This window comes from Mucilaginibacter sp. P4_A11 (assembly GCF_056402535.1).
In genome coordinates this window covers 412,305-435,153 of the sequence record NZ_JBFUHE010000005.1, presented here as the reverse complement: position 1 = coordinate 435,153, position 22,849 = coordinate 412,305, and the positions used below count along the sequence as shown (strand labels likewise).

14 protein-coding genes are annotated in these 22,849 nt (G+C 43.8%); 5 read left to right on the top strand and 9 right to left on the bottom strand.

Going from position 1 to position 22,849, the window contains the following annotated elements; genetic code table 11:
- Window positions 1–45 precede the first annotated feature (45 nt).
- The 5 genes from AC1DUD_RS12850 to AC1DUD_RS12830 form a co-directional block, all read right to left on the bottom strand.
- On the bottom strand, window positions 46–1,959 hold the full coding sequence (locus AC1DUD_RS12850; RefSeq protein WP_477375078.1) for a RagB/SusD family nutrient uptake outer membrane protein: 1,914 nt from the start codon (window positions 1,957–1,959) through the stop codon (window positions 46–48).
- A gap of 16 nt (window positions 1,960–1,975) precedes the next feature.
- Window positions 1,976–5,494, bottom strand: coding sequence for a TonB-dependent receptor (locus tag AC1DUD_RS12845; RefSeq protein WP_477375077.1), 3,519 nt, complete (start codon window positions 5,492–5,494; stop codon window positions 1,976–1,978).
- 176 nt (window positions 5,495–5,670) lie between these two features.
- On the bottom strand, window positions 5,671–6,840 hold the full coding sequence (locus AC1DUD_RS12840) for a FecR family protein (protein WP_477375076.1): 1,170 nt from the start codon (window positions 6,838–6,840) through the stop codon (window positions 5,671–5,673).
- Window positions 6,841–7,005: 165 nt separating this feature from the next.
- Window positions 7,006–7,596, bottom strand: a complete 591-nt coding sequence (locus AC1DUD_RS12835; protein ID WP_477375075.1) for an RNA polymerase sigma-70 factor — start codon at window positions 7,594–7,596, stop codon at window positions 7,006–7,008.
- Between the two features lie 223 nt (window positions 7,597–7,819).
- Entirely contained in the window at window positions 7,820–10,588 is a 2,769-nt protein-coding gene (locus AC1DUD_RS12830; protein WP_477375074.1) for a substrate-binding domain-containing protein, read from the bottom strand.
- A 346-nt stretch (window positions 10,589–10,934) separates the two neighbouring features.
- Between AC1DUD_RS12830 and AC1DUD_RS12825 the strand changes: the two genes are divergently transcribed.
- The 5 genes from AC1DUD_RS12825 to AC1DUD_RS12805 all read left to right on the top strand — a co-directional run bounded on the left by AC1DUD_RS12825 (window position 10,935) and on the right by AC1DUD_RS12805 (window position 19,672).
- Window positions 10,935–12,263, top strand: a complete 1,329-nt coding sequence (locus AC1DUD_RS12825) for a sugar porter family MFS transporter (protein ID WP_477375073.1) — start codon at window positions 10,935–10,937, stop codon at window positions 12,261–12,263.
- 13 nt (window positions 12,264–12,276) lie between these two features.
- Window positions 12,277–13,179, top strand: coding sequence for a carbohydrate kinase family protein (locus tag AC1DUD_RS12820; RefSeq protein ID WP_477375072.1), 903 nt, complete (start codon window positions 12,277–12,279; stop codon window positions 13,177–13,179).
- A gap of 29 nt (window positions 13,180–13,208) precedes the next feature.
- Window positions 13,209–16,349 carry a SusC/RagA family TonB-linked outer membrane protein gene (locus AC1DUD_RS12815; protein ID WP_477375071.1) on the top strand — a complete coding sequence of 1,047 codons (3,141 nt, stop codon included), beginning with the start codon at window positions 13,209–13,211 and terminating at the stop codon, window positions 16,347–16,349.
- An 18-nt stretch (window positions 16,350–16,367) separates the two neighbouring features.
- On the top strand, window positions 16,368–18,074 hold the full coding sequence (locus AC1DUD_RS12810; protein WP_477375070.1) for a RagB/SusD family nutrient uptake outer membrane protein: 1,707 nt from the start codon (window positions 16,368–16,370) through the stop codon (window positions 18,072–18,074).
- Window positions 18,075–18,199: 125 nt separating this feature from the next.
- The gene (locus AC1DUD_RS12805) at window positions 18,200–19,672 is read left to right on the top strand and encodes a glycoside hydrolase family 32 protein (protein WP_477375069.1); all 1,473 of its coding nucleotides are present in this window, start codon (window positions 18,200–18,202) and stop codon (window positions 19,670–19,672) included.
- Between the two features lie 364 nt (window positions 19,673–20,036).
- On the opposite strand, the gene AC1DUD_RS12800 is transcribed toward AC1DUD_RS12805, so the two are convergent.
- The 4 genes from AC1DUD_RS12800 to AC1DUD_RS12785 all read right to left on the bottom strand — a co-directional run bounded on the left by AC1DUD_RS12800 (window position 20,037) and on the right by AC1DUD_RS12785 (window position 22,796).
- Window positions 20,037–20,441, bottom strand: a complete 405-nt coding sequence (locus tag AC1DUD_RS12800) for a hypothetical protein (protein WP_477375068.1) — start codon at window positions 20,439–20,441, stop codon at window positions 20,037–20,039.
- A 1-nt stretch (window position 20,442) separates the two neighbouring features.
- The gene (gene ku, locus AC1DUD_RS12795) at window positions 20,443–21,213 is read right to left on the bottom strand and encodes a non-homologous end joining protein Ku (RefSeq protein WP_477375067.1); all 771 of its coding nucleotides are present in this window, start codon (window positions 21,211–21,213) and stop codon (window positions 20,443–20,445) included.
- A complete protein-coding gene (locus tag AC1DUD_RS12790; RefSeq protein WP_477375066.1) occupies window positions 21,210–21,482 on the bottom strand; it encodes a hypothetical protein in 273 nt (90 codons plus the stop codon). The genes ku and AC1DUD_RS12790 overlap by 4 nt, the downstream gene beginning before the upstream one ends.
- Window positions 21,483–21,617: 135 nt before the next feature.
- A complete protein-coding gene (locus AC1DUD_RS12785) occupies window positions 21,618–22,796 on the bottom strand; it encodes a metallophosphoesterase (protein WP_477375065.1) in 1,179 nt (392 codons plus the stop codon).
- Window positions 22,797–22,849 lie beyond the last annotated feature (53 nt).

Below are 22,849 nucleotides of genomic sequence, written 5' to 3'. Positions count from 1 at the left end.
ATGTTTCTTCGTTAATTATTTATCCAATTAAAAACCATTAAAATCCTACCAATAAGGGTTTTGAACAAGGTTGTCGTTTACCACAATAGAGTTGTTCCAGATTGGCCACAGATAATCCCTGGTATTAAACACCGGAATCTCCACGTTGCGGGCACGGTAATAGTTAATAGCCTGTTCTTCGTAAATGCTCCAGCCGGTTAAAGGAGTGCTCAGCACGCCCTGCAGTTCCTTCCAGCGACGTAAGTCCCAGCCACTCTGCCCTTCAAAACAAAGCTCAATCCGGCGCTCCTGGTGAATAATAGCCCTTAAACCTTCTTTTGTAGTTGGTTTCGATGGATTTTTTGAATAGGCTGCCCATGAGTTAATCACACCATCCAGGCCTGCACGTGCCCTGATCTTATCTACATAAGCTATTGCATCGGCAGTAGGGCCGTTTACTTCATTTAAGGCCTCGGCATACAGTAGGTATAATCCCGCCATGCGCATAACCGGCATTGAGAAATCTGTCCAGTTAAAGCCATCATCATAAACGGTGAGGTAGTTTGCCAGCTTTTTAGGCCAGTAGCCGGTGATGTTTGATTTTTGCAGCGTTTTAGGACCGGCCAACGACGTAACACCGCGTGCAGGTACATAGTGCGCAATTTTTGCGTCAAGAATTCCGTCGCCAAACCAAATGCCACCGTCAAAACCTATGCTGCCGTAAAAGCGCGGCTCGCGGTCAAAATGAGCTTTGATGGTTTGATAGCCTTGTTTTATGTAGAAGAAGTTTGCCGCATCACCGGTACGTAATTGGTTACGGTCGGCATAATCCCAGCTCTTATCTTCATCAATAGGTACACCTTTATTGGTGTAAAACAAATCGGTAGTTGAAATAGGGACTGCATAATAAGCTGGGTTCTGGTTATCGTTTTGATTGGCCTTTTGGGTTAACCTCGGGATACAATACTCCTGCCCATGCCAGATATTGCTCAGCGACCAGATCAGTTCAGGATTGGTATCCCATTTTTGAGTAAGCGCATTTTGACAGGTTAGCACCCTTTTTAATGAATCGGGAAGGTTTGAAACGCCCGGTGCAGGTACAAAATTGGTGTTTAAATGCAGTCCGGCAGCTTCGCACATATCGATAGCAGTTTTACAAGCAGTGGCGGCCTTTTGCCATTTAGTGGCGTCAAACGATGTTGGGAAAAGGTTTTTACCACTTTTATCCTTAAAGTTTGCGTAATCGGGATTGCCGTTAAATAGGGGGCTCGCAGCTGTCATCAATACTTCGGCTTTGATGGCTGCTGCTGCGGGGCCGGTTATCCTGCCCAGTTCCTTGGCCGGATTATCAATTGTGGCGGGCAGATCGGGAATAGCCTGATCAAGCAGCCCTACAATATAGTTTACCACATCATCAACCGGTTGGCGTTTCACTTTCACCTCGGCTGTTGATGCCTCAACGGGCAAGTTTACGTCGATAATAGGGATCGGACCGTACATCCGCATCAGGTAATAATGATAATAAGCTTTCAGGAATTTGGTTTCGGCTATCCATCGTTTTTTTTCAATGGCGGTTAAATCGGCTGGCTTATCAATATTTTCGAGCATGGTATTGCAGCGCCTTATGGCAACAAACATAGCTGTGCCGTTAGCCCTGCCATCCCAGAAATTTAAGCCGGGTTCACCAACGTTTTGGGTGCCTGTAATGAGGGTATAGCCTGTAATATCCAAAGGATTGTTAGCCAGGTTGAGCGGAAAAATGATCTCCCCCGAAGTTGTAAAACCGGCACTCCTGTTTAAATCATTTAATTGCTGAACAGATGAATAGCAGGTAAACAGATAGTTTTCAGCTTCATTCTTACTTCTGAACGCGTAGTCAATTGTTCCAACATCGGGCGGAACAACATCAAGGTATTTTTTACATGAGCCGCTTAATACCATTAATAATAATAAGCAAATATGTTTATAGTTAAATTTCATGATACTCTTCATCTCCTTATAAATTAACATTCAAGCCAATATTGTACACCTTTTGGATAGGGTAGTTAAATCCATTGCTTCCCAGTTCCGGGTCCCAGAGTTTAAATGAGCTCCAGGTAATAAGGTTGAGGCCATTAACGTACAACCTCAGACTGCGCAAGCCCAGCCTCTTTGATACCGATGCCGGCAGGGTGTACCCAAACTCGGCCGACTTAAGCCGCATGAACGCGCCATTACGCAGCCACCAGGTGCTTGGCTGTAAGTTGTTTTCGATAATGTTGCGGGTTGTTCCTAAACGCGGGTAGGTAGCGTACAGGTCCTGATGCTCTTCGCTCCAGTGGCTATCTGCAAACTGTTGTAATAACTGGGTATTGCCGTAAATGTAGTCTTCCGTACTTTGCACAAAGGGGCTAACCTGGTTAGGATCGACAAAAAAAGATACCCTTGCCTGTCCCTGGAAGAACGCTGAAAGATCGAAGTTTTTGTATTGGGCGGATACACCATACCCGTAAACAATTTCAGGCACCTGCGGATAACCCAAAAAGGTTTCATCGCGGCTATCGATAATACCATCGCCATTCAGGTCGCGGTATTTGATATCGCCGCCCCTTGGAGCTTTGCCCGTAGTTGAAAAGATCTGCGTTGGTGATGCGGCAGCTTCGGCATCGTCAACGAACAACCTATCGGCAATGTAGCCGTACCCAATGCGGATTGGCTGGCCGACAAAATGCCTGTACGCCTCAGGATAATTAGGCTCTTCGTAATAGGTATACTTATCGGTTGCCAGGGTTAAATTACCGCGACCGGAGATGAGCCATGAACTGCCGATACTTTGTTTATAATCGAAAGATAGGTCGATACCCTTTGAATTTGCCTTACCCAAGTTGGCATAAATATCGGCCTCAAGCCCTGATGTACTTGGAATATATGAACGCTTTTGCAGAATGTTGTACCTGTTATAATTATAAAACTCGGCTGTGATATTCAGCTTTTTAAACAAAGTCATCTCCAGCGCAAGGTTTGCCTGTTTTGAGGTTTCCCAGGTTACGTTAGGGTCGGGATAGTTAAGGATGGTGGCACCATTATGTGCGTAGCCCGCGTTGGTACCAAAGGCGGCAGAGGCCCCACCATTAAGGTTTACGTTTGATGCATAAAAGAAACGCCGGTCGCTGATGGCATCATTACCCACCAAACCATAACTGCCGCGCACTTTTACCCTGGTGAAAATATCTGCCAGCGGCTCAAAGAACTTCTCGCCCGAAACAAGCCAGCCGGCACCGATGGTTGGGAAAAAGCCGTAGCGATGTTCGGTAGAGAACCTTTCGGAGCCGTTGTAACCAAAGTTAAACTCCAAAAAATATTTGCTCTTGTAATTATACCCCGCCCGGCCGGCAACACCAAGGTTACGGTGAGGTAAGGCATATTGCAGATCAGGTTGCTTTGTAACCGGGTTGATTGCGTTTGAATAAACCGTTTGCTGCCGGGTTAGCACCATGGTTGCCGAAAGATTATGATCGCCAAACTGCCTACTGTAATCAAAGTTGCCCTGCAGGTAGATCTGATTGCTGATAACCGGTGTGCCGGGAAAATACGACAGGTACTCCTTAGCATCATTAGGGTCCTGGTTTAACCATACCAACGAATAGGTATTGTTTACTTTATCATAGCTGCCAACATTGTAATAGAACGGATTATACCCATAATTGGCATCAAAGTAAGAATACCTGTTGGTACTGAAGATGCCATGAAAATTTAAGCCTTTGGTAATAAAATCAAATCCCTGGTTCAGCTCAATTTGCGCCAGCACTCTCGACTCTGATGAGGTTTTATGTCCTCTTAACAGCAACGCATAAGGGTTATTATAAGGCACTCCCTTTTCTGCCGGGGCTCCAAACAAAATGTGTTTGGTATCGCGGTTAGCGGAATCGGCCGGGAAGTAAGCCGGGAATAAAACCGGGCTGGTATGCAGGGCGATTTTGTAAACATCCGAATTAAACGATCCATCGGTTGTGAGCGGTCCTGCATATTCGCTGAACGTGCCCGAAAACCTCAATACCAATTCCGTGGTTTTGGTGAGGTTGAGGTTAACGTTTGACCGTAACTGGTAATTTTGAAATTTAATGTTATTACTGTTGTTATTGGCAGGGTCCTCAACCAGGTTACCATGGTCAAGGTTGTATGAACCGGCAACATAATAACGGGCAAAGGGTGTACCGCCGCTAATACTTAGGTTACCCCGTTGGGTTGAGGTGCGCTTTTTTAACAGCATACCAAGCCAGTCGACCGCCGGGTATACGTAGGGATTATAGCCCGGTCCTTTAGCCAAAGTGTTTTGGGTATTGATGATCTTATCCGGATCAAAAGGTGTTGGCTGATACGGATCACGCGATAATGTAGCCTCATTAAAAAGGTTCATGTAGGTGATAGGATCAGCTATTTTAAGCGACTGCGTATTTTGTGATATCGAATTTTCTGCACGGAAACTGATTTGCGGTTTGCCTATTTTACCCTGTTTGGTAGCCACTAAAATTACACCGTTAGCACCGCGGGCACCGTACAGGGCTGTAGCGCTCGCATCTTTCAGGATAGAGAAACTGGCAATATCATCAACCTGCAAGCGGGCAAGGTCATTTGTGGTAAGCTCGATGTTGTCGATCAGGATCAGGGGATCAACTTTATAACCAAATGTGGTTACACCCCTGATAAAGAATTGAGCGTTATCCTGCCCCGGCTGTCCCGTTCCCTGGAAAGCGATGATACCAGCCGCCTGACCTGCGAGGGCGGTGGTTAAGTTACTTGCGGGGATCTTTAATTCGGCTGGTTTTATGGTAGTTACCGAGCCTACAATGGCTTCCTTACGTTCTTTTTTACCGTAAGCGGTAATTACAACCTCTTCGGCCTGCCTTACATCTTCAACCAAAACAACATTAAACAGTTTGTTGTCGGGGCTTACGGTAAAAGTTTGCGTAACAAAGCCTATAAAAGATACCCGGATCACCGAGCCGTTTTTTACATCGAGGATGAATTTACCGTTGTTATCCGTTACCGTACCACGCTTGGCATCATTAACAACAGTGATACTTACACCGGGCAGTGTTATTCCCTTTGAATCGCGCACGGTACCGGTTACGGTAATATCGGCTATGTTTTCGGCATGATTATCATTTTTAGATCCGTCAGCTTCTTTAATGATGACCGATTTACCATCAATAGTATAGGTTAAAGCTGAGTTTTTAAGGCAGATTTTCAGGGCTTCTTCAAGCGGGGTATTCTGGAAGTTCACATCCAGAGGGGGCACATTTTTTATGTTCTTTGCCGACCAGAAAAGGTTGTAGCCTGTTTGCTTATTTATTTCATTGAATATTTGTTTTAGCGTTGCATCATTCTGTTTATAAGTGATTTTTTGTGAAAAAACCGCTGCACTTGCCTGCATGAATGCCAGGAAGAGTATAAACGTCGTTATCTTCATGATGAGCAGAAATTTCTTAGGGTAGCACGAAGGCGTACAAATGTTTGTAGTAAAAATTTTATACATTTGTTAAAGGCTGTTTTAAGTTGAAATGTTACGACAATTACATTCAGGTTTTAAAAAGCTGATAGGAGCAGGGGCATCGGAAGTGCCTCTGCTCTGCTTTTTATAAACCGCTGATCTGCTTTAAGCTATGGGTAGGTATTGATTTTTCTCATATTGTTTGTTTAGTTTAAATTGGTTTATTGGGGTGGTTGTTTCTTCTTACTTACGGTTATGGTAGTACCCTGAATACTAAACCTGGCATCGCCGGTTTGCTCCATCATTTTTAACAGGGTTGTGATATTGGTAAAGCGGGTAGTTACAGCACCAAAGGTTTCTTTTTTCAGGCTTTGATCTTCAAAAACAACATCTACATTATACCAGCGCGACACACTGCGCATAATGTTTTCCAGTTTCTCATCATCAAAATTGAAATAGCCGTTTTTCCAGGCTATCGCTTCAGCGGTATTTACCTCGCTCACATCAAGCGTGCCGGTTAATTTGGCCTGCTGACCGGGATTTAATACGGCACTCCTGCTGGCAGCGGTTATGCGCACCAAGCCTTGCAATAAAGTTGTTTTGGTAACAGCATCGTCGGCATAGGCGTTAACATCAAAGTGCGTACCCAGCACCTCAACCGTCTGCCGGGAAGTTACCACCCTGAATGGCAGATCCTTGTTATGGGCAACTTCAAAATAAGCTTCACCGCTTAGTTCCACTCGGCGTTCTTTCTGGTTGTTAAAACTTACAGGGAATTTTAAAGATGTATAAGCATTAAGCCAAACCTTTGAGCCGTCGGGCAAAACAACCTGGTACTGACCGCCTTTTGGTGTTTCGATGGTATTAAAATCAGGTGTATTAACTTCATTACTGGCAGTGGCGCCCGGTAAATTTGGCGAACGTTCAATTATGGTGTACACAAGTTGTCCGTTTGCGGCCTTGGTTACCTTAATGCCATTTTGATTGGCTATCTGCCCGTTGCCGGCATCAGTAAGGGAGATCTTTTTTCCATTAGACAGGGTAAGGATAGCTTTATTGCCACCCGGATGGATATTTGATTGAGTAACACGACGAGGGAAATTTTCACGATCTGTTGTAAGCATCCTGCTAATGAACAAGCCTGCCACACCCAATATCAATACGGTGGAAGCCGCGGCCACCCATCTGAAGATGGGCTTCGTTTTAGCAGGTTTGGTTTCCCGGTTGAGCCTTGCAAGCATGGCTTCGCCGGTCATCTCTTCACTTTCTGGAAATTCGGCGTCGTGGTATGCGTTTTCGCGGTACCAATTCAGTAATTCCTCGCGTTCGGCTGCCGTGGCAGTATTATCCCGATACTTTTTAATTAAAATGTAGATACGTTCCTGGTCCAATTGGTTTGGGTGCTTATATACGGGTGTACCATGAAAGCAACCTTACCCTACATCGATTTTAAAAAAAATAAATTATTATATGAATTGGTGAAGCAATGTTAAAAACGCGATGACGCGTTGGAAATGAAAGTTAGATTTAAACTTGTAATTACGCATTTAGGTAGGTTATTTCAGCAATGAAATAACAGTATGCAATACCACTATAACGCTCCATCCGTAGTTTTTCAGCTCGCCACGGATGATCTTTAGTGCGCGGGTAAGATTTGCTTCAACTCCTTTTTCACTTATCTCTATTTTTTCGGCTATTTCATTGTTTCTCAACCCGAGTTCGCGGCTGTAACGGAATACTAAGCGGCATTTTTCGGGCATCTCCTCAACAATACCATTGATGTATTCCTGCAAGAAAAGCGCGTCGAGTTTGTGCTCATCATGGGTAATATCGGCGAATTCGTAATTTTCTTTAGCCAGGTCGGCGCGGTGTTTTTCACGCTGATAATGCTTAAACACACTGAATTTTACAGCGGTGGCAAGGAAAGCGCCAATACTTTGTATTTCGACAGAAGCACGACGCTCCCAAAGGGATAAAAAAACCTCGTGAACCAGATCTTTGGCAATTGCAGCATCCTTACTATGGTTCCAGGCAACGCCAAGCATCTTTTTCCAGTACCGTTGGTAAATTTCTGTAAAGGCGTCATGATCGTCTGCCTGCAGCAAACCGGTTAACTCCTGATCTGTATATGTACTGTACTTTGACATTCGCCCCGTTCCGGAGATTCTCTCTAATTGGTTACCGGTCAGGGCTACAGCGGGAACTGCTCCAAAACCGGCTACAAATATGCAATATAATTTTAATGAAAAAACAATTTTAAGACTTATCAGCAATTCAATTGCTTAAGTAGCATTATAATTACATAAATGGCTCTGTTTGGTTACAGGTTATGCGCGTGACGATATACGCCCGATGCCAAAAAAATATTGATTATGAATGCTGATTGCGTTTAAATTCGCTTGGGGTACAGTTGTATTTGGCTTTAAACACTGTCGAAAAATAATTGGGACTGGCAAAGCCTACCATATAAGTGATCTCGGATATGGAATAGCTTTCATGCACCAGCAAATATTTGGCTTTTTTGAGACGACGGTTCAAAATGTAATCGGTAATGCTGCAACCAAGCAGAGCTTTCACCTTGCGGTATAATTGCACCCTCGAAATGCCTATGGTTTTGCAAATATCATCCACATTGAAATTTTCATTAGCAAGGTTTTGCTCTACAATACCGGCAAAATCGTTCAGGAATTTTTTATCAAGGGTTTTGGATACCGGCATTTTGCCGTGGCTCACCTCGCTGCTGAAATGCTCTTTCAATATTACCCTGTTTTTAATCAGATTTTTGATGGTAGCCTGTAATTGGTCAAAATTGAAAGGTTTAACCATGTAACAATCGGCCATACTGCGGATGCCGTCAATCTGCTGCTCCACACTGGCTTGCGCTGTTAACAATATCACAGGGATGTGCGATGTACGCATGTCTGTTTTAAGGCTTTCGGTTATAGCCTTGCCCGACATTCCGGGTAATACCACGTCAGATATGATCAGGTCAGGAACTTTTTCAAAGGCCTCGCTTAGGCCAAGGTTTCCGTTATCGGCAGTAAAGATCTCGTAATCGGCACTAAGTTTATCATTCAGGTAATTTAAAAGATCGGCGTTATCTTCAATAATGAGTATTGATTGCTCTTTGGGCGTTTCAAAATGATCTGCATTGGTTTTTTCTTCGGCCTGTTCCAGGTCGGTGGTATAGATCCTTGCACGTTCGTCGATAGCGGCAGCGTTGCTCGTACGTGTATTTTTGTCGGCAGTGTATTTGTGTGGGTTTCCCAGCGGTAAAGTAATGGTAAAAGCTGTGCCCTGCCATTTCCTGCTTTTTACGGTAATGGTGCCATGATGAATGCTAATGATCTCTTTTGATAGTGATAAACCCAGCCCCGAGCCTTTGGCATTACCATTATCGGCCTGGTAAAACTGGTCAAAAACATGTTCGGCTTCTTCCGGTTCCATGCCTATGCCATTATCGCTAACCGTTATTTCAACTGTGTCATTATCAGTTGTTGTAATGCTGAGTTCAATACGGCCATTATCTTTAGTAAACTTCATGGCGTTTGATACCAGGTTAAAGAACACCTTATCAAGCATGTTCGCATCAAACCAAACAATTATGTTCTTTTCGGCCGGTGACAGGCTTATATTAATATTACGTTTTTGGGCATTATGCTGAAAGCTATCCAATATATCGCGCACAAAATCAACCAGGTTACCGGGCGATGCATTGATCTGTTGTTTATCGTATTCAATTTTACGATAATCTATCAACTGGTTAACCAGCCTCAGCAGTCTGAATATGTTTTTGTGGATCAGTTTTAAATTTTTGCCTGCAACAATATTAAGCTTTTCATTACGCATCATATCCTCAACCGGCGATAGGATAAGCGTTAGCGGCGTACGAAACTCATGCGAGATATTAGTAAAAAAGTTGAGCTTGGCCTCGGTGGCTGCCTCAGCAAGGGCCGACATCTCGATCAGTTGGTTCCGTTGCGATAAAATTTCGTTGTTTTTGACCTCCAGACTTTTATTGATCTTGCGGTTTTCCATCAGCGAATAAAATGCAAGTCCCCCGAAAACTATAGCCAGCACCAGCGTAATAACAATAATATTGAGCACCAGTTCCTGGCTGTTATAAACCTCGCGCTGCCCCGCCAATAGTGATTGCTGCCGTTCAATATCTTTTTGCTGACTGTTAATCTTGTTCCATTGCAATTTCATCAATTGCACGTTGGTACTGTCAATAACCAATGATTGCAATATGTTTTGTTTGGCAAACGACTCTTTATTTAAAATGCGGAATGCGATGGTTATAGCCTCCTTACCGCCGGTAGGGTAAAGCATACTGGCGGTAATTGTTTTTGAGGCTACCATTTGCAGGCCCCCGCTGTTGCCCGGCGATGCATCAACTCCAAACACTTTTACTTTGTGTTGTGGCACCAGCCGGTTCAGCACCTCGCGGGTTCCCTGCGCCATTACATCATTATGGGCAAATATGGCATCCGCATCTTTCAAGGCAGGCTGTATCATTTCCAGCTGTTTTTGAGCGTTGGCCTTGAGCCAGTCCCCATAAACCTGCGCTGTGATATGAATATTGCCGAACTTCGAAAGCCCATCACTAAAGCCCCGCTGCCGTTCGATAGCAGGAGAGGAGCCGGGCAGGCCCATCACTTCTATGATGTTGCCCCTGCCTTTTAATACTGAACCAACGTACTCGCCGGCCATTTTGCCAAGCTGGTAATTGTTGGCGCCTACGTAAGCTGTGTACGATTCTGAAGATGTTTTACGGTCGATAACAATAACTGGGATTCCTTTATTATAGGCCTGCTCCACAACGCCGGTAAGCGGTTGGGCTTCGTTGGGTGATATAATGAGCAGGTCTATTCCTTCATCCAGCATTTTTTTAACCTGTTCGACCTGCTTTTTGCTGTTGCCATCGGCATCGGTATAAATAAATTGCGCGTCCGGATGTAATGAAAGTTCCATTTTCATTTCATCAAGCATATTGCGCCGCCAAAGATCAGAACCTATGCATTGCGAAAAACCTATGGTGTACTGCGATCTTTTATCAGCCTTTTTACAGCCGGTAAGTAAAAACAGCAGGAGTACAGGTAACAGAAATATGTTGCGCAGGTTATAATACAAAGCCATTAGCTTTTAATAAGGTTATAAAGATGTTTAAACGTGGTTTTATTGGCTGGCGCAATCTTTTTGGACGCCTTGTAACAAAGGTATCAATAAATGTTTTTACAAAACAAACCAGGCGGGCTCAATAGGCTATCACAACGGTGTAAGCATGTATCAAAATTGAAATAAGCCGGTAACAGAATTGAAGGTTTGGTATCAAAATTAAATTCTGTAAATTTTATCTGTCTGATTTTTAGTTATTTATGCTTGGTTTGATTTTTATACATATTTGGTATAATATCAATAACTGCCCCTTTGCAAATGGGCCTACTTTGCAACCGTAAATCCAATTAACACTTTATAAATTATTATGAGAAAACATTCCGTCCTGGCCTGGTCCATGGTCGTGGCCCTTGGTGGCTTTCTTTTCGGGTTTGATACCGCTGTGATATCGGGCGCCGAAAAATCTATCCAGCAATTCTGGCATCTTTCTGTATTTGAACATGGGCTTACCATATCTATCGCATTAATAGGTACTGTAATAGGCTCGCTGTTCGGTGCCAGGCCTTCAGATATCTTCGGACGGAAAAATACGCTATACTTCGTAGCTGCTGCCTACCTGTTATCATCAATTGGTACTGCAATGGCTGATAGCTGGTATGTGTTTTTAATTTTCAGGTTGTTAGGCGGCCTGGGTGTAGGCATATCATCGGTAACGGCTCCAATTTATATTTCAGAAGTTTCACCTGCCGACAGGCGGGGCCGTTTGGTGGGGTTGTTCCAGTTCAATGTGGTATTGGGTATCCTGATCTCATACCTGTCAAACTACCTCATCAGCCAGGGTGGGGAAACTTCATGGCGCTGGATGTTGGGAGTTCAGGCTTTTCCGTCGGCTTTGTTTTTAGTGTTGATCTATTTCATTCCGGAAAGCCCGCGCTGGCTTATCCTTAAAAAGAATGAAACCGTAAGGGCGCTTGAAATATTACGTGTTATCAACCCTCTTAATTGCGAAGACGAACTGGCCTCGATCAAAAACTCAAGTCTTGTTGATGCCTCTGAATCAAAAGCTAATCTCTTTTCAGGGCAGTATAAAACGCCGGTGATATTGGCGGTGCTGTTTGCTTTTTTTAACCAGGTATCGGGCATTAACGCCATTATATATTATGCGCCACGGATATTTGAAATGGCTGGTCTGGGTGCGCATTCATCATTGCTGTCAACAGTAGGCATCGGGCTTATCAACTTTATTTTTACCCTGCTGGGTATCAATATTATTGACAGGGTAGGCCGACGCATTTTAATGATTGTTGGCTCGTTCGGCCTTATTGCCTCCTTGTTTTTGGTAGCCATTACTTTTTACTCAGGCCACTTCAGCGGTTTCGCTATACCTGTTTACATGATGATCTTCATCGCTTTCTTCGCCTTTTCGCAGGGAGCGGTTATCTGGGTGTTTATTTCGGAGATCTTTCCTAACCAGGTTAGGGCCAAAGGGCAAACACTGGGTAGCTCAACCCATTGGATCATGGCAGCTATCATAGCCTTTTGTTTCCCGTATTTGGCCGAATCACTGGGCGGGGCAATCACCTTTTCCTTCTTCTGTATCATGATGGTTTGCCAGCTGGTTTTCGTATGGAAGTTTATGCCCGAAACCAAAGGCCGCTCACTGGAGCAGATAGGAACCAATATGGTAATGCATTAATAATATAATGAATATGCTAAATGAAACTATAACACCGGCCATTTGCTACGGCGAAATACTTTGGGACGTTTTGCCCGATGGGCCGCAGCCCGGCGGCGCACCGCTTAACGTGGCCTATCACCTCAATAAGCTTGGCGTACAAACCAGCCTGGTGAGCAAAATAGGTAAGGATGCCAACGGTCAGAAGCTTGAAAACCTGTTAGACGACTGGGGGATAAAAAAACACCTGCTGCAAACCGATACCGAACATCCAACCAGCCAGGTGATAGCCAAAATGAATAACGGTAATGAGGTATCGTACGAGATCATTTTTCCGGTTGCCTGGGATTTTATCAGCGATAGTAAAAACATAATTAGTCAGTTAAAGCCTTCAACCTATTTTGTTTTTGGCAGCCTGGCCTCTCGCAATGATGTTTCGCGCCGTACGCTTATGGAACTGCTGGAAAGTGACGCTATTAAGGTATTTGATATTAACCTGCGGCCGCCATTCGTCACCCGCGATTTGCTGGGACAGCTCTTGCACAAGGCCGATATCGTGAAGTTTAACCAGGCCGAGTTGGAAATGGTACAGAGCTTTTTCCGCGGATCATTCGGGAAAGAATCGGAGCAGATCAGGTTTATACAGGAGCATTTCAACGTGCCCGAAATTATAGTTACCAAGGGCGAGTTCGGTGCATCGTATTACAAAAACGACAAAGCATATCATGCCGCAGGCCGCGAGGTAAAGGTGCGGGACACCATAGGCAGTGGCGACTCATTCCTGGCCGCCTTTATTGCCAATCATTACCGTGGCGTATCGCCGGAAATCATATTAAAAAATGCAATAGCGATGGGCGGCTTTATTGCAACGAAGAAAGGAGGTTGTCCGGATTATAAGATCAGAGAGTATCAAGACTTTATAAACAAGATGTTTTAACCAAACCAATTACACTTAAATCAAAATCAATGAGAAAATTATTACTTATTTGTTCCTTTCTTATACTGCTAATAAGTGAAGGATACGCGCAATCCCGCATCATCAGCGGGACTGTGTTAGATAACTCCTCAAAACCTATCGACGGAGTTACTATAGTGGTTGTTGAATCCCAAAAATCAACACTATCAGATGCCAGCGGAAAATTCAGTATTGCTGTGAAAAACGGCGAGTCGGTAAGATTTTCCTATGTAGGTGCCAAACCGATACTGATAGCTATTACTGCCGATACTAAAACACTTAACGTAGTATTCAAAGATGCAGAAAATAAGCTCAACGAAGTAGTTGTAACCGGGTATACTTCTGAAAGAAAGAAAGATTTGACGGGCGCCGTTGCGGTAGTTGATTTAGCCCCGGTAAAAAACAACAGTTCGGGAAATACCATGCAGGCCTTACAGGGCAGGGTTGCCGGTTTATATATCGAAAAAGATGGCTCGGCAAATGGCTCAACCAGCAGGATCCTGATCAGGGGGGCTAATACCTTAGGTAACAATAATCCGCTGTATATTATTGATGGTATCCCTACTACAAGGCCCGAAGTATTTCAAAATTTGTCGCCTTCAAATATAGCCTCGGTTCAGGTATTAAAGGATGCTTCGTCCGAGTCAATTTATGGCTCCAGGGCATCCAATGGTGTTATCATTGTTACTACCAAAAACGGGGGCAACACCGAGGGTAAGGTGCAGTTTCAGTTTAATAACAGTACTTCTATCCAATCCGAAAAATCGTTAAGGTTTAAAATGCTGAACTCTGTTGACAGGGGTAAGGCCTTATGGCAAGCCTCGGTTAATGATGGACAGGACCCCGCCGCAGGTTATGGAGAGATCTATAACTTCGACTGGAATAATAATTTTGGTAACCCTGTTTTAAATAGTGTTACGCCAAAACCATTTGTAGGCGGCGACCCCAATACCCCGGCTGGCGATACCGACTGGCAAAGCGTGCTTTATAAAACCGCCTTTGTTTACAATAATGATTTTACCGCATCGATAGGTAATAAAAATTCTTCGCTCCAGATAAATTTTGGAAACATCAAGAACACAGGCCTTGTGCGCTTCACCAAATACGGGCGAACCACCGGTAGCATTAATGCCATAACCCGGCCCTTTGATGGCAAAGTGACCTTCGGCGTAAATATAAAGATCACCAACTCAAACGAAACCCTGACTACCACGGATTTGGGTGGCGCTTCAACGCCGTTCCTTGCGGTTACGCTGGCCCCAACCATCCCTGTTTATCAAAAAGATGGCGTAACCTATGCAGGTGAATCAGGTGCCGGGTACTCTGACAGGAACAATCCCTTACATATGCAGGACCTTGCGAAATGGAATAATGCCAACAGGCTAAACACATTTGGTAACGTATTTTTAGAGGTACAGCCCATCAAGAATTTATTCTTCAGATCAAATTATGGTGCTGATAATGCAGATTACCTGAGCAAGGTGATCACGCCAACTTTTTCAGAGGGCGCGTTAAATCGTACTACCAACAGCCTGTTCTTTGATCAAAATCATTATTTAAGCACAACGCTCTCCAATACTTTAAGGTACAGCTATGATTTAAACGCTAAGCATCACTTTAAAATATTAGTTGGTACAGAGTACATTAAAACCTTTACTGATTTTCAAACTACCCTGAAACAGGGATATGCGATCCAAACTGAAGATTATTTTACGTTAGATGCCGGCACAGGAAATACTATTGTTACCGGCAGGTCAACAGGTAATAGTTTGTTTTCACAGTTTGGTCGTTTTGATTACAACTATGCAGGCAAATATTTACTGTCGGCCACAGTTCGTCGTGATGGTTCGTCAAGGTTTGGTGCCAATAACCAATATGGTATTTTCCCATCTGCTTCAGCCGGCTGGAAAATAGACCAGGAAAGCTTCCTGAAAAACAGTACCATATTTTCTGAACTGAAATTAAGGGCTGGCGTAGGTCGCGTAGGTAACCAGGAAATCGGTGATCTGTCGCGTTATGCGCTTTACAATACACGTTACGGCACTACTCAAAACCAACTTACCCCCGGCTTTTGGGAGCAATATATGAACGTTGGTACCGCATATTCATTATCCGGCGCTAATACAGGATCACTGCCATCTGGCTTTGTTCAAACTCAGGCAGAAAACCCTGCCCTTAAATGGGAAACTACCGACGAATTAAATACCGGGTTAGACTTTGCTATATTAAATGGTAAGATCTCGGGTTCATTTGACTATTTTACCAGGAAAACCACAGGCATCCTGATCACACCACCAGTTGCATCTGCATTGGGCGAAGGACAATCTAAAACTGTTAACGGTGCCTCAAAAACCAATAGGGGCTGGGAGTTCTTAGTAACCTATCACGGGCAACGGTCGGGCGATTTTAATTACAATGTAACTTTAAACTTTTCTCACTTCAGGGATAAGATCACCGATTTACCAGAGAATGTTAGACCAGCCTACCCGGGCAATATAGATAATACCATCATAGGACATTCACAGTTTGACATATTTGGCTATAAAACGGCTGGCCTTTTCCAATCGCAGGCCGATGTTGATGCTGCTCCAACGCAAATTGGTGCCGGGCCGGGCAGGATCCGTTATATTGATATCAATCACGACGGAAAAATTGATGCCAATGATCAAACCTGGATAGGTACTACACTACCGGCATTAGAATACGGCGCAAGAATCGACCTTACCTATAAAAAATTCGACCTGTCCATATTCGGATCGGGTGTTGCTGGCCGAAAAGGCTTTGATGTATATACCTTGTATAACAATTTGATGCATAGCCGGGAAAATGTAGGCCCTGGTGTATTTGACGGCTGGACACCACAGCATACCAACACCAATGTACCTGCATTAACACTAAAAGACAATAACAATGAAGGCCGTACTTCTGATTACTTCATTGTTAACACCTCGTATTTCAAATTAAGGAACCTTCAAATTGGATATACCATTTTACCTAAAGCTGTATTTACCAGGCTCAGGGTATTTGCTATGGCCGAAAACATATTTACGGTAAAAAGCAGCAAGTACCTGAGTCCTGATCCAGAGCGGATTGACCTCAATCCTGTGCCAATTCCACGCATCTTCAGCTTTGGAGCCAATGCATCATTTTAATCTCAAAAATCATTCAATATGAAATCGAAAATATTTGTAACCACTATTTTATCGGGGCTGATTATTTTTAGTTCCTGTAAAAAAGCATTAGATTATACACCAAAGGGTGTACTGTCTTCTTCAGATTTAAAATCACCCACCGCTGTTGAAGGACTGGTAACCGCGGCTTATGCGGCTATCGGAAACGGCGATATGATTGGGCCAATATACAGCGATTGGGCTTATGGCAGCGTTCGCTCAGATGACGCTTATAAAGGCGGCGGCGGCACCGGCGATGTTGGCGAGGTGGATGCTTTAGAGCATTACAACCTGGTAACCCCATCAATGGACTCCTTTGTTTCCAGAACCTGGAAAAATCTGTTTAAATCTATCTCAAGGGCAAATGTAGCCATCAGGGCTGTTAATTCACTTTCGGATGCAGATTTTCCAAACAAAAAGATCCGTTTGGCCGAATTGAGATTTTTACGCGCCCATAGCTATTTTACCATGAAATTGCTCTACAAAAACATACCCATTTTTGATGAAACCGCGACTGAAGCCGACATCCTGAAAGTTTCAAACACTTTATCAAACGATGATTCTTGGAATAAGATTGCTGCCGATTTTCAATATGCAGTTGATAATTTGCCAGCCACGCAGCCCGAATTAGCGAGGGCCAATAAGTTGAACGCACAAGCTTATTTAGCTAAATTAAAATTGTACCAGGCATACGAGCAGGATGGTAACCATCATGTCACCAATATTAATAAAACAAGGTTACAGGAAGTTGTTACGCTTACACAGGCAGTTATTGCATCTGGTAAATATTCGTTAAGTCCGGATATTGCTGATAACTTTTTACCTGAAACCGAGAACGGGCCGGAATCGGTTTTCGCCATACAGTTTACCATCAATGACGGTACTACTGCCGGTCGCTTGAATTTTGAAGACGGGCTGAACTATCCGCATGGGGCGCCTCAATATGGATGCTGTGGTTTCCACGCTGCAAGTCAGAATTTGGTAAATGCCTATACAACTGATGCAAATGGTTTACCTAATTTTGATACATTTAATAATAGTATCGCCGATCTGTCAAAAGTTACTGTAGATACAAGGATAGACCATACTGTTGGGATAGACGGGCATCCTTATAAATACGATAACACCAAACCGTTCAGCAACAGTTGGGTGCGTGACCCGGGTGTTTACGGGAATTTTCATACCATGCGTAACCAGCAATTAGCCACAAGCTCATCTTACTTTAAGCTTGGGCCATTTATGGGCTCGGCAAAAAATTATGATATCATCCGGTATGATGATGTTTTGTTAATGCAGGCCGAAGCTTATATTGAGTTAGGACAACAGGCAAATGCGCTGCCGCTAATTAATCAAATCAGAAACAGGGCTGCGGCCAGTACGGGGAGGCTAAAAAAACTGGATGGGACGTTCCCTTCAACCTATAATATAAAACCTTATACCCCGGCAAGCTGGACCCAGGACTATGCACGTAAAGCATTGCAATGGGAAAGACGACTGGAATTTGCCACCGAAGGGGCGCGTTTTTTTGATTTAGTTAGATGGGGAATTGCAGAAAAAACTTTAAACGACTATATCAATGTTGAAAAAGTTAGAAGACCATTTTTAGCAACGGCTAAATTTACTGCCGGGAGAGACGAATACCTTCCAATTCCGCAATCAGAAATTACATTCACTAACGGATTATATAAACAAAATCCTGGTTATTAAATTATTAAATTAACGGAGTCCTGGCTTGATCAATCAGGCTGGGATTCCTGTTATTTTATACCAATTATACAGCTCAGTTTTTTTGTACTATCCTGCTAAATATATAACCATTAAAAGCTTAAATTATGAAAACAAAATGTGGCGTATTAATGCTGATTGTGTTTATTACTTTAAATAGTATTTGTAAGGCACAGGATTCGCCCCCCAAAACTTACAAGGAACAATATCGCCCGCAGATCCATTTTTCGCCCAAAGAACACTGGATAAACGATCCTAACGGCATGGTTTATTTTAATCATACCTATCACCTGTTTTTTCAATATTATCCCAAAGGTTCAACCTGGGGGCCTATGCACTGGGGGCATGCCACCAGTGCCGATCTTATTCACTGGAAGGAGCGGCCGATAGCTTTATATCCCGACAGTTTGGGCTATATATTTTCGGGCAGCGCCGTGGTTGATTCAAACAACACCAGCGGTTTTGGCAAAAAGGGAAAGACGCCGCTGGTAGCTATATTTACCCATCATGACCCTAAAGGTGAAAAGGAGGGGGGCGATAAATTTCAAAACCAGAGCCTTGCCTATAGCCTGGATAACGGGAACACCTGGACCAAATATAAAGGCAACCCTGTACTGAGGAACCCCGGCATCAAGGACTTTCGTGACCCCAAAGTGATGTGGTATGCAAAAGAGAAGAAATGGGTAATGACACTGGCCACTAAAGATCATATTACCTTTTATTCGGCCCCCGATTTGAAAAGCTGGAAAAAGGAAAGTGAATTTGGCCTGGAAATCGGCGCGCATGGCGGTGTCTGGGAATGCCCGGATCTGTTCCCTTTAAAACTTAATGGTAAAACCTATTGGGTGCTTATTGTGAACATCAACCCCGGCGGGCCAAACGGCGGCTCGGCAACTCAATATTTTGTTGGCCAGTTTGATGGCAATAAATTTACTCCTATTGATACCAAAACCCGCTGGCTTGATTATGGGCCCGATGAATACGCAGGTATTACCTGGGGTAACACCGGCAGCCGTAAAATATTTTTAGGCTGGATGAGCAACTGGCAATATGCCAACCAGGTTCCAACCGAAAAATGGCGCAATGCCATGACCATCCCACGGGATATAACCCTAAAAAAAGTAAACGATGAACTGTTGTTGGCTTCAGTGCCTGTTGGCGAGCTTAAAGGTATTGTCTCTGGACTGTCAACTTCGGTTAAAGCAAAATTGCCTGCGCAAAGCCTGTTAAAAATGAGTACAGCATCACTTAGTGACTATACCATTATGCTTTCAAATGATGTCGGTGAGGAGCTGGTGATCGGTTATGATAAAAAGGCCAATCAATATTATATCGACAGGACAAAAGCAGGGAAAGTTGATTTTCAGCATGATTTTAAAGGCCGATTTGTTGCCCCGAGATTTGCAACCGCAAAAGCATCAGACCTTACACTGGTGATTGACGGCACCTCAGTTGAGCTTTTTGCCGATAACGGCCTTACTACCATGACCACCATCTTTTTCCCCAACAAACCGTTTGATCATATAACAAGCAAAGGCATTAGCCTGAAACAAACCGCATTGAAATCTATCTGGAAATAGATTGAACGATTATGCCGGTATTTAATTGAAAACGAGGCTGATCATGATTTTACATGATCAGCCTCGTTTTTTTGAATATTCAGATACTTAAATGATATATAGTTTGGGGTTAACTCTACTGCAAAAAGGGGTTAACAGGGTTAACATAATTTAGGGTTAACATTAGCATATATAATTAATAATAAGTTAGTTGAGTGATTTTTATCTCGGAAATATGTTAACCCCCTTTTGTATAAATATTATCGGCTAAATTTCAATTCATAGGTAACACAATGCCAATAGTGGTCAATTGGATTTGTGATACAGCTTCGTTTTTTGATGGGAGTTTTATAGACTATAGAAGCGCAGCATCTTACCAAGTGGTTTAACTCAGGCTTCCAGGGTTCAGTGGCATGTCTTCCGGCGGATTGGCGCTTTCCGGGAACTCTTCTGTATCTTCAGCCGATTGACCATTCCGGATCAATTTTGCCAGTGTTTCCTGTTCTTTGTTATTCAAACCGCTGCCTTCATAACGCCAGTGTTTTCCGGAAAAATGAAGTTTCCCCAGGTAATCGGGATTTTGGTCGTCGGGTAAGTCATCTGCCTGCCCTTCGTTTTCCGCGGGCTCGGTGAATAAATGACTTTCATCACCAAATGCATCCTTATAGATCTTAAAAATGCCGGTTTCGTGGAGATGGGCGGGGGCATCTTTTTTAAGCACCGGTTCTATGATTACGTAGCGTTTGCTGCCGTCCGCTTGGGGGAGGCTGGTTTGTACAGGGTTCGTCATTCTATGCTCCTTTTTTACTTTGTAAACTGTTCATCAGTTGTTCATAAAGATCATCATTTTTGGACACTTTTGGTTTGAGTTTCTTGATGGTAGGGCGTTTGCCTTTGGCTTTGGCCTCAATCAGTTTCAATAGCTCCGTATGATACTCATCTTTGTATTTCGACAGGTCGAGCGGCTCAGCATACTGATTGATCAACGCCAGGCCCATGTCCAGTTCTTTTTTAGATATGGTTACTTTATCATCGAGCTTTAACTCATCCTGGTCCCTGATCTGTTGCTCGAAGCGGATCCGGGTTACCACTATCGCTTTTTCCACCGGGTGTACAATACACAGGTTTTCGGTATTGCGTAATACAAACCGTGCAAGACCGGCCTTGCCTGATTTTTTCAAAGCTTCCAGAAGGAGAGCGTATGCTTTATTATTCTTCGTTTCCGGCTCGGTATAGTAAGAGGTTTCGTAAAGCATGGGGTTTACCGAGGCAATGTCAACGAAGTTTTCTATCTCGATCACCCTGCTTTTTTCAGGGGCAGCTGCCTGGAAATCTGCTTCTTCAATGATCACATAATCGTCATCATATTTGTAGCCCTTTACAATCTTATCGTACGGTACTTCTTTTTTAGTGTTTTCATTTACCCGCTGGAATTTGATATGGGCATGGTCACGGCTGTCCAGCATGTCAAGATCAAGGGAAGAAGTTTGCACAGCAGAGTACAGTTTGACGGGAATGCTGACCAGGCCAAACCCAATGGAACCTTTCCAGATGCTTCTCATAACTTTAATTTGGTGATATTGTTAGCAGTGCCATGTGGATGTTGTATCTCGATCTGATCGGCAAGGAGGTGAAGTATTTCTTCGTCAACCTTACCCGGGTTTTGACATATGTGCAGAAATTGCTGCTCGTCAGGTTCAAAACTTGCAACATATACCCCGTTTTCAAATACCCTGAATTTACATTTTTCATCATAATGATGGGCATATTCGCCTACCTCAAAATGATGCACGTCTTTGTCTTTACTGATTGTGATCGGGTAATTTTCCATAGCTGGCCTTCTGTTGGTAACAACTGATAAAATGTCGAATTGTTTAGACAGATATTACAGGATATTTTGGTGGATTAAGTTTACTGTTGTAAAACCTGATGCGGGTTACAGGTCGCGCTTAAAATCAATCAAATGCTACTTTTGTTTTAAAGTGATGACAGCTACTTCCGGCCACATCCCGATCCGCCCCTTGAGCCCCAAAAAGCCAAATCCGCGGTTAACGTATAAAAAGCGCCCGGCATTTTGATAAAGCCCGGCCCACTGCTTATAAACATATTTAATGGGGCTCCATTTAAAGCCAAACAATTCTATGCCGAACTGCATGCCATGGGTATGCCCCGAAAGCGTTAGGTGGATGTGCTGATGATGATCAAGCGTTACACCTTCCCAGTGCGATGGATCATGCGACAACAGTACTTTAAAGGCCTGGTCGGGTACATCGGCGGTTGCTTTGTTGAGGTCACCATATTGGTGAAAGCCGCCTTTTCCCCAGTTTTCTACCCCCAATAAGGTAATGGATTGGCCGTCTTTTTTTAATGTGATGGCTTCATCCAGCAATAGCCGGAACCCTATTTCTGTATGTACCTGTTTCAGCCGGGCCAGGTTAGTTTGCTTGGCTTCCGGCGTTTCCCACCGGATGTAGTCGCCGTAATCATGGTTGCCGAGCACCGAGAATTTTCCCATTGGTGCCTGTAAACCGGCAAAGGCAGGGATCCATTGATCCATTTCAGATGCCGTGTTGTTAACCAGGTCGCCGGTAAATAAAATAACGTCGCTGCGCTGGGCATTAACCAGGTCCAAGCCCTTTTTAACGCCTGTGGCATTAGTAAAGCTGCCCGAATGAACATCCGTGATCTGCGTGATGGTAAATCCGTCAAAAGCTGCAGGCAGGTCGGGGAACTGCAGCGTTTCCCGTCTTACCCGGTAAAAGTGCCGGCCACGCGTAATGCCGAACAGTACGATCAGGAAGAGCAGGGCAGCCACGACCATCGCGAGTTCGCTTACCCAAAAAGCCCTTGGCGGAAATCCGCGGAACAAACGGGTTATGTCTTCAATTAATAAAACCGGCAGAGAAAATAAACGGGGAACAAAGGTCGATAGCATCAACCCCATCAACCAGGTGATGAGTGTTTGCTGCACACGTGAACCGCGCCGTATAAAAATTACTGCAACTATGCTTCCTATCAGCAATAGGTCAATAAGCCAATAGCACTGTAAAATGATACCTGAATTGGTGAGCGTTTTTAACGCCTGAAAAAAATAAAGATCGCTAACCAGCCAAAGCAGTACGATCAGGGGAAGTCTTTTTGCCATTTATATAAGTTGATACAAATGCGTATCTCTATAAGCAGACGATTGAGCAATGT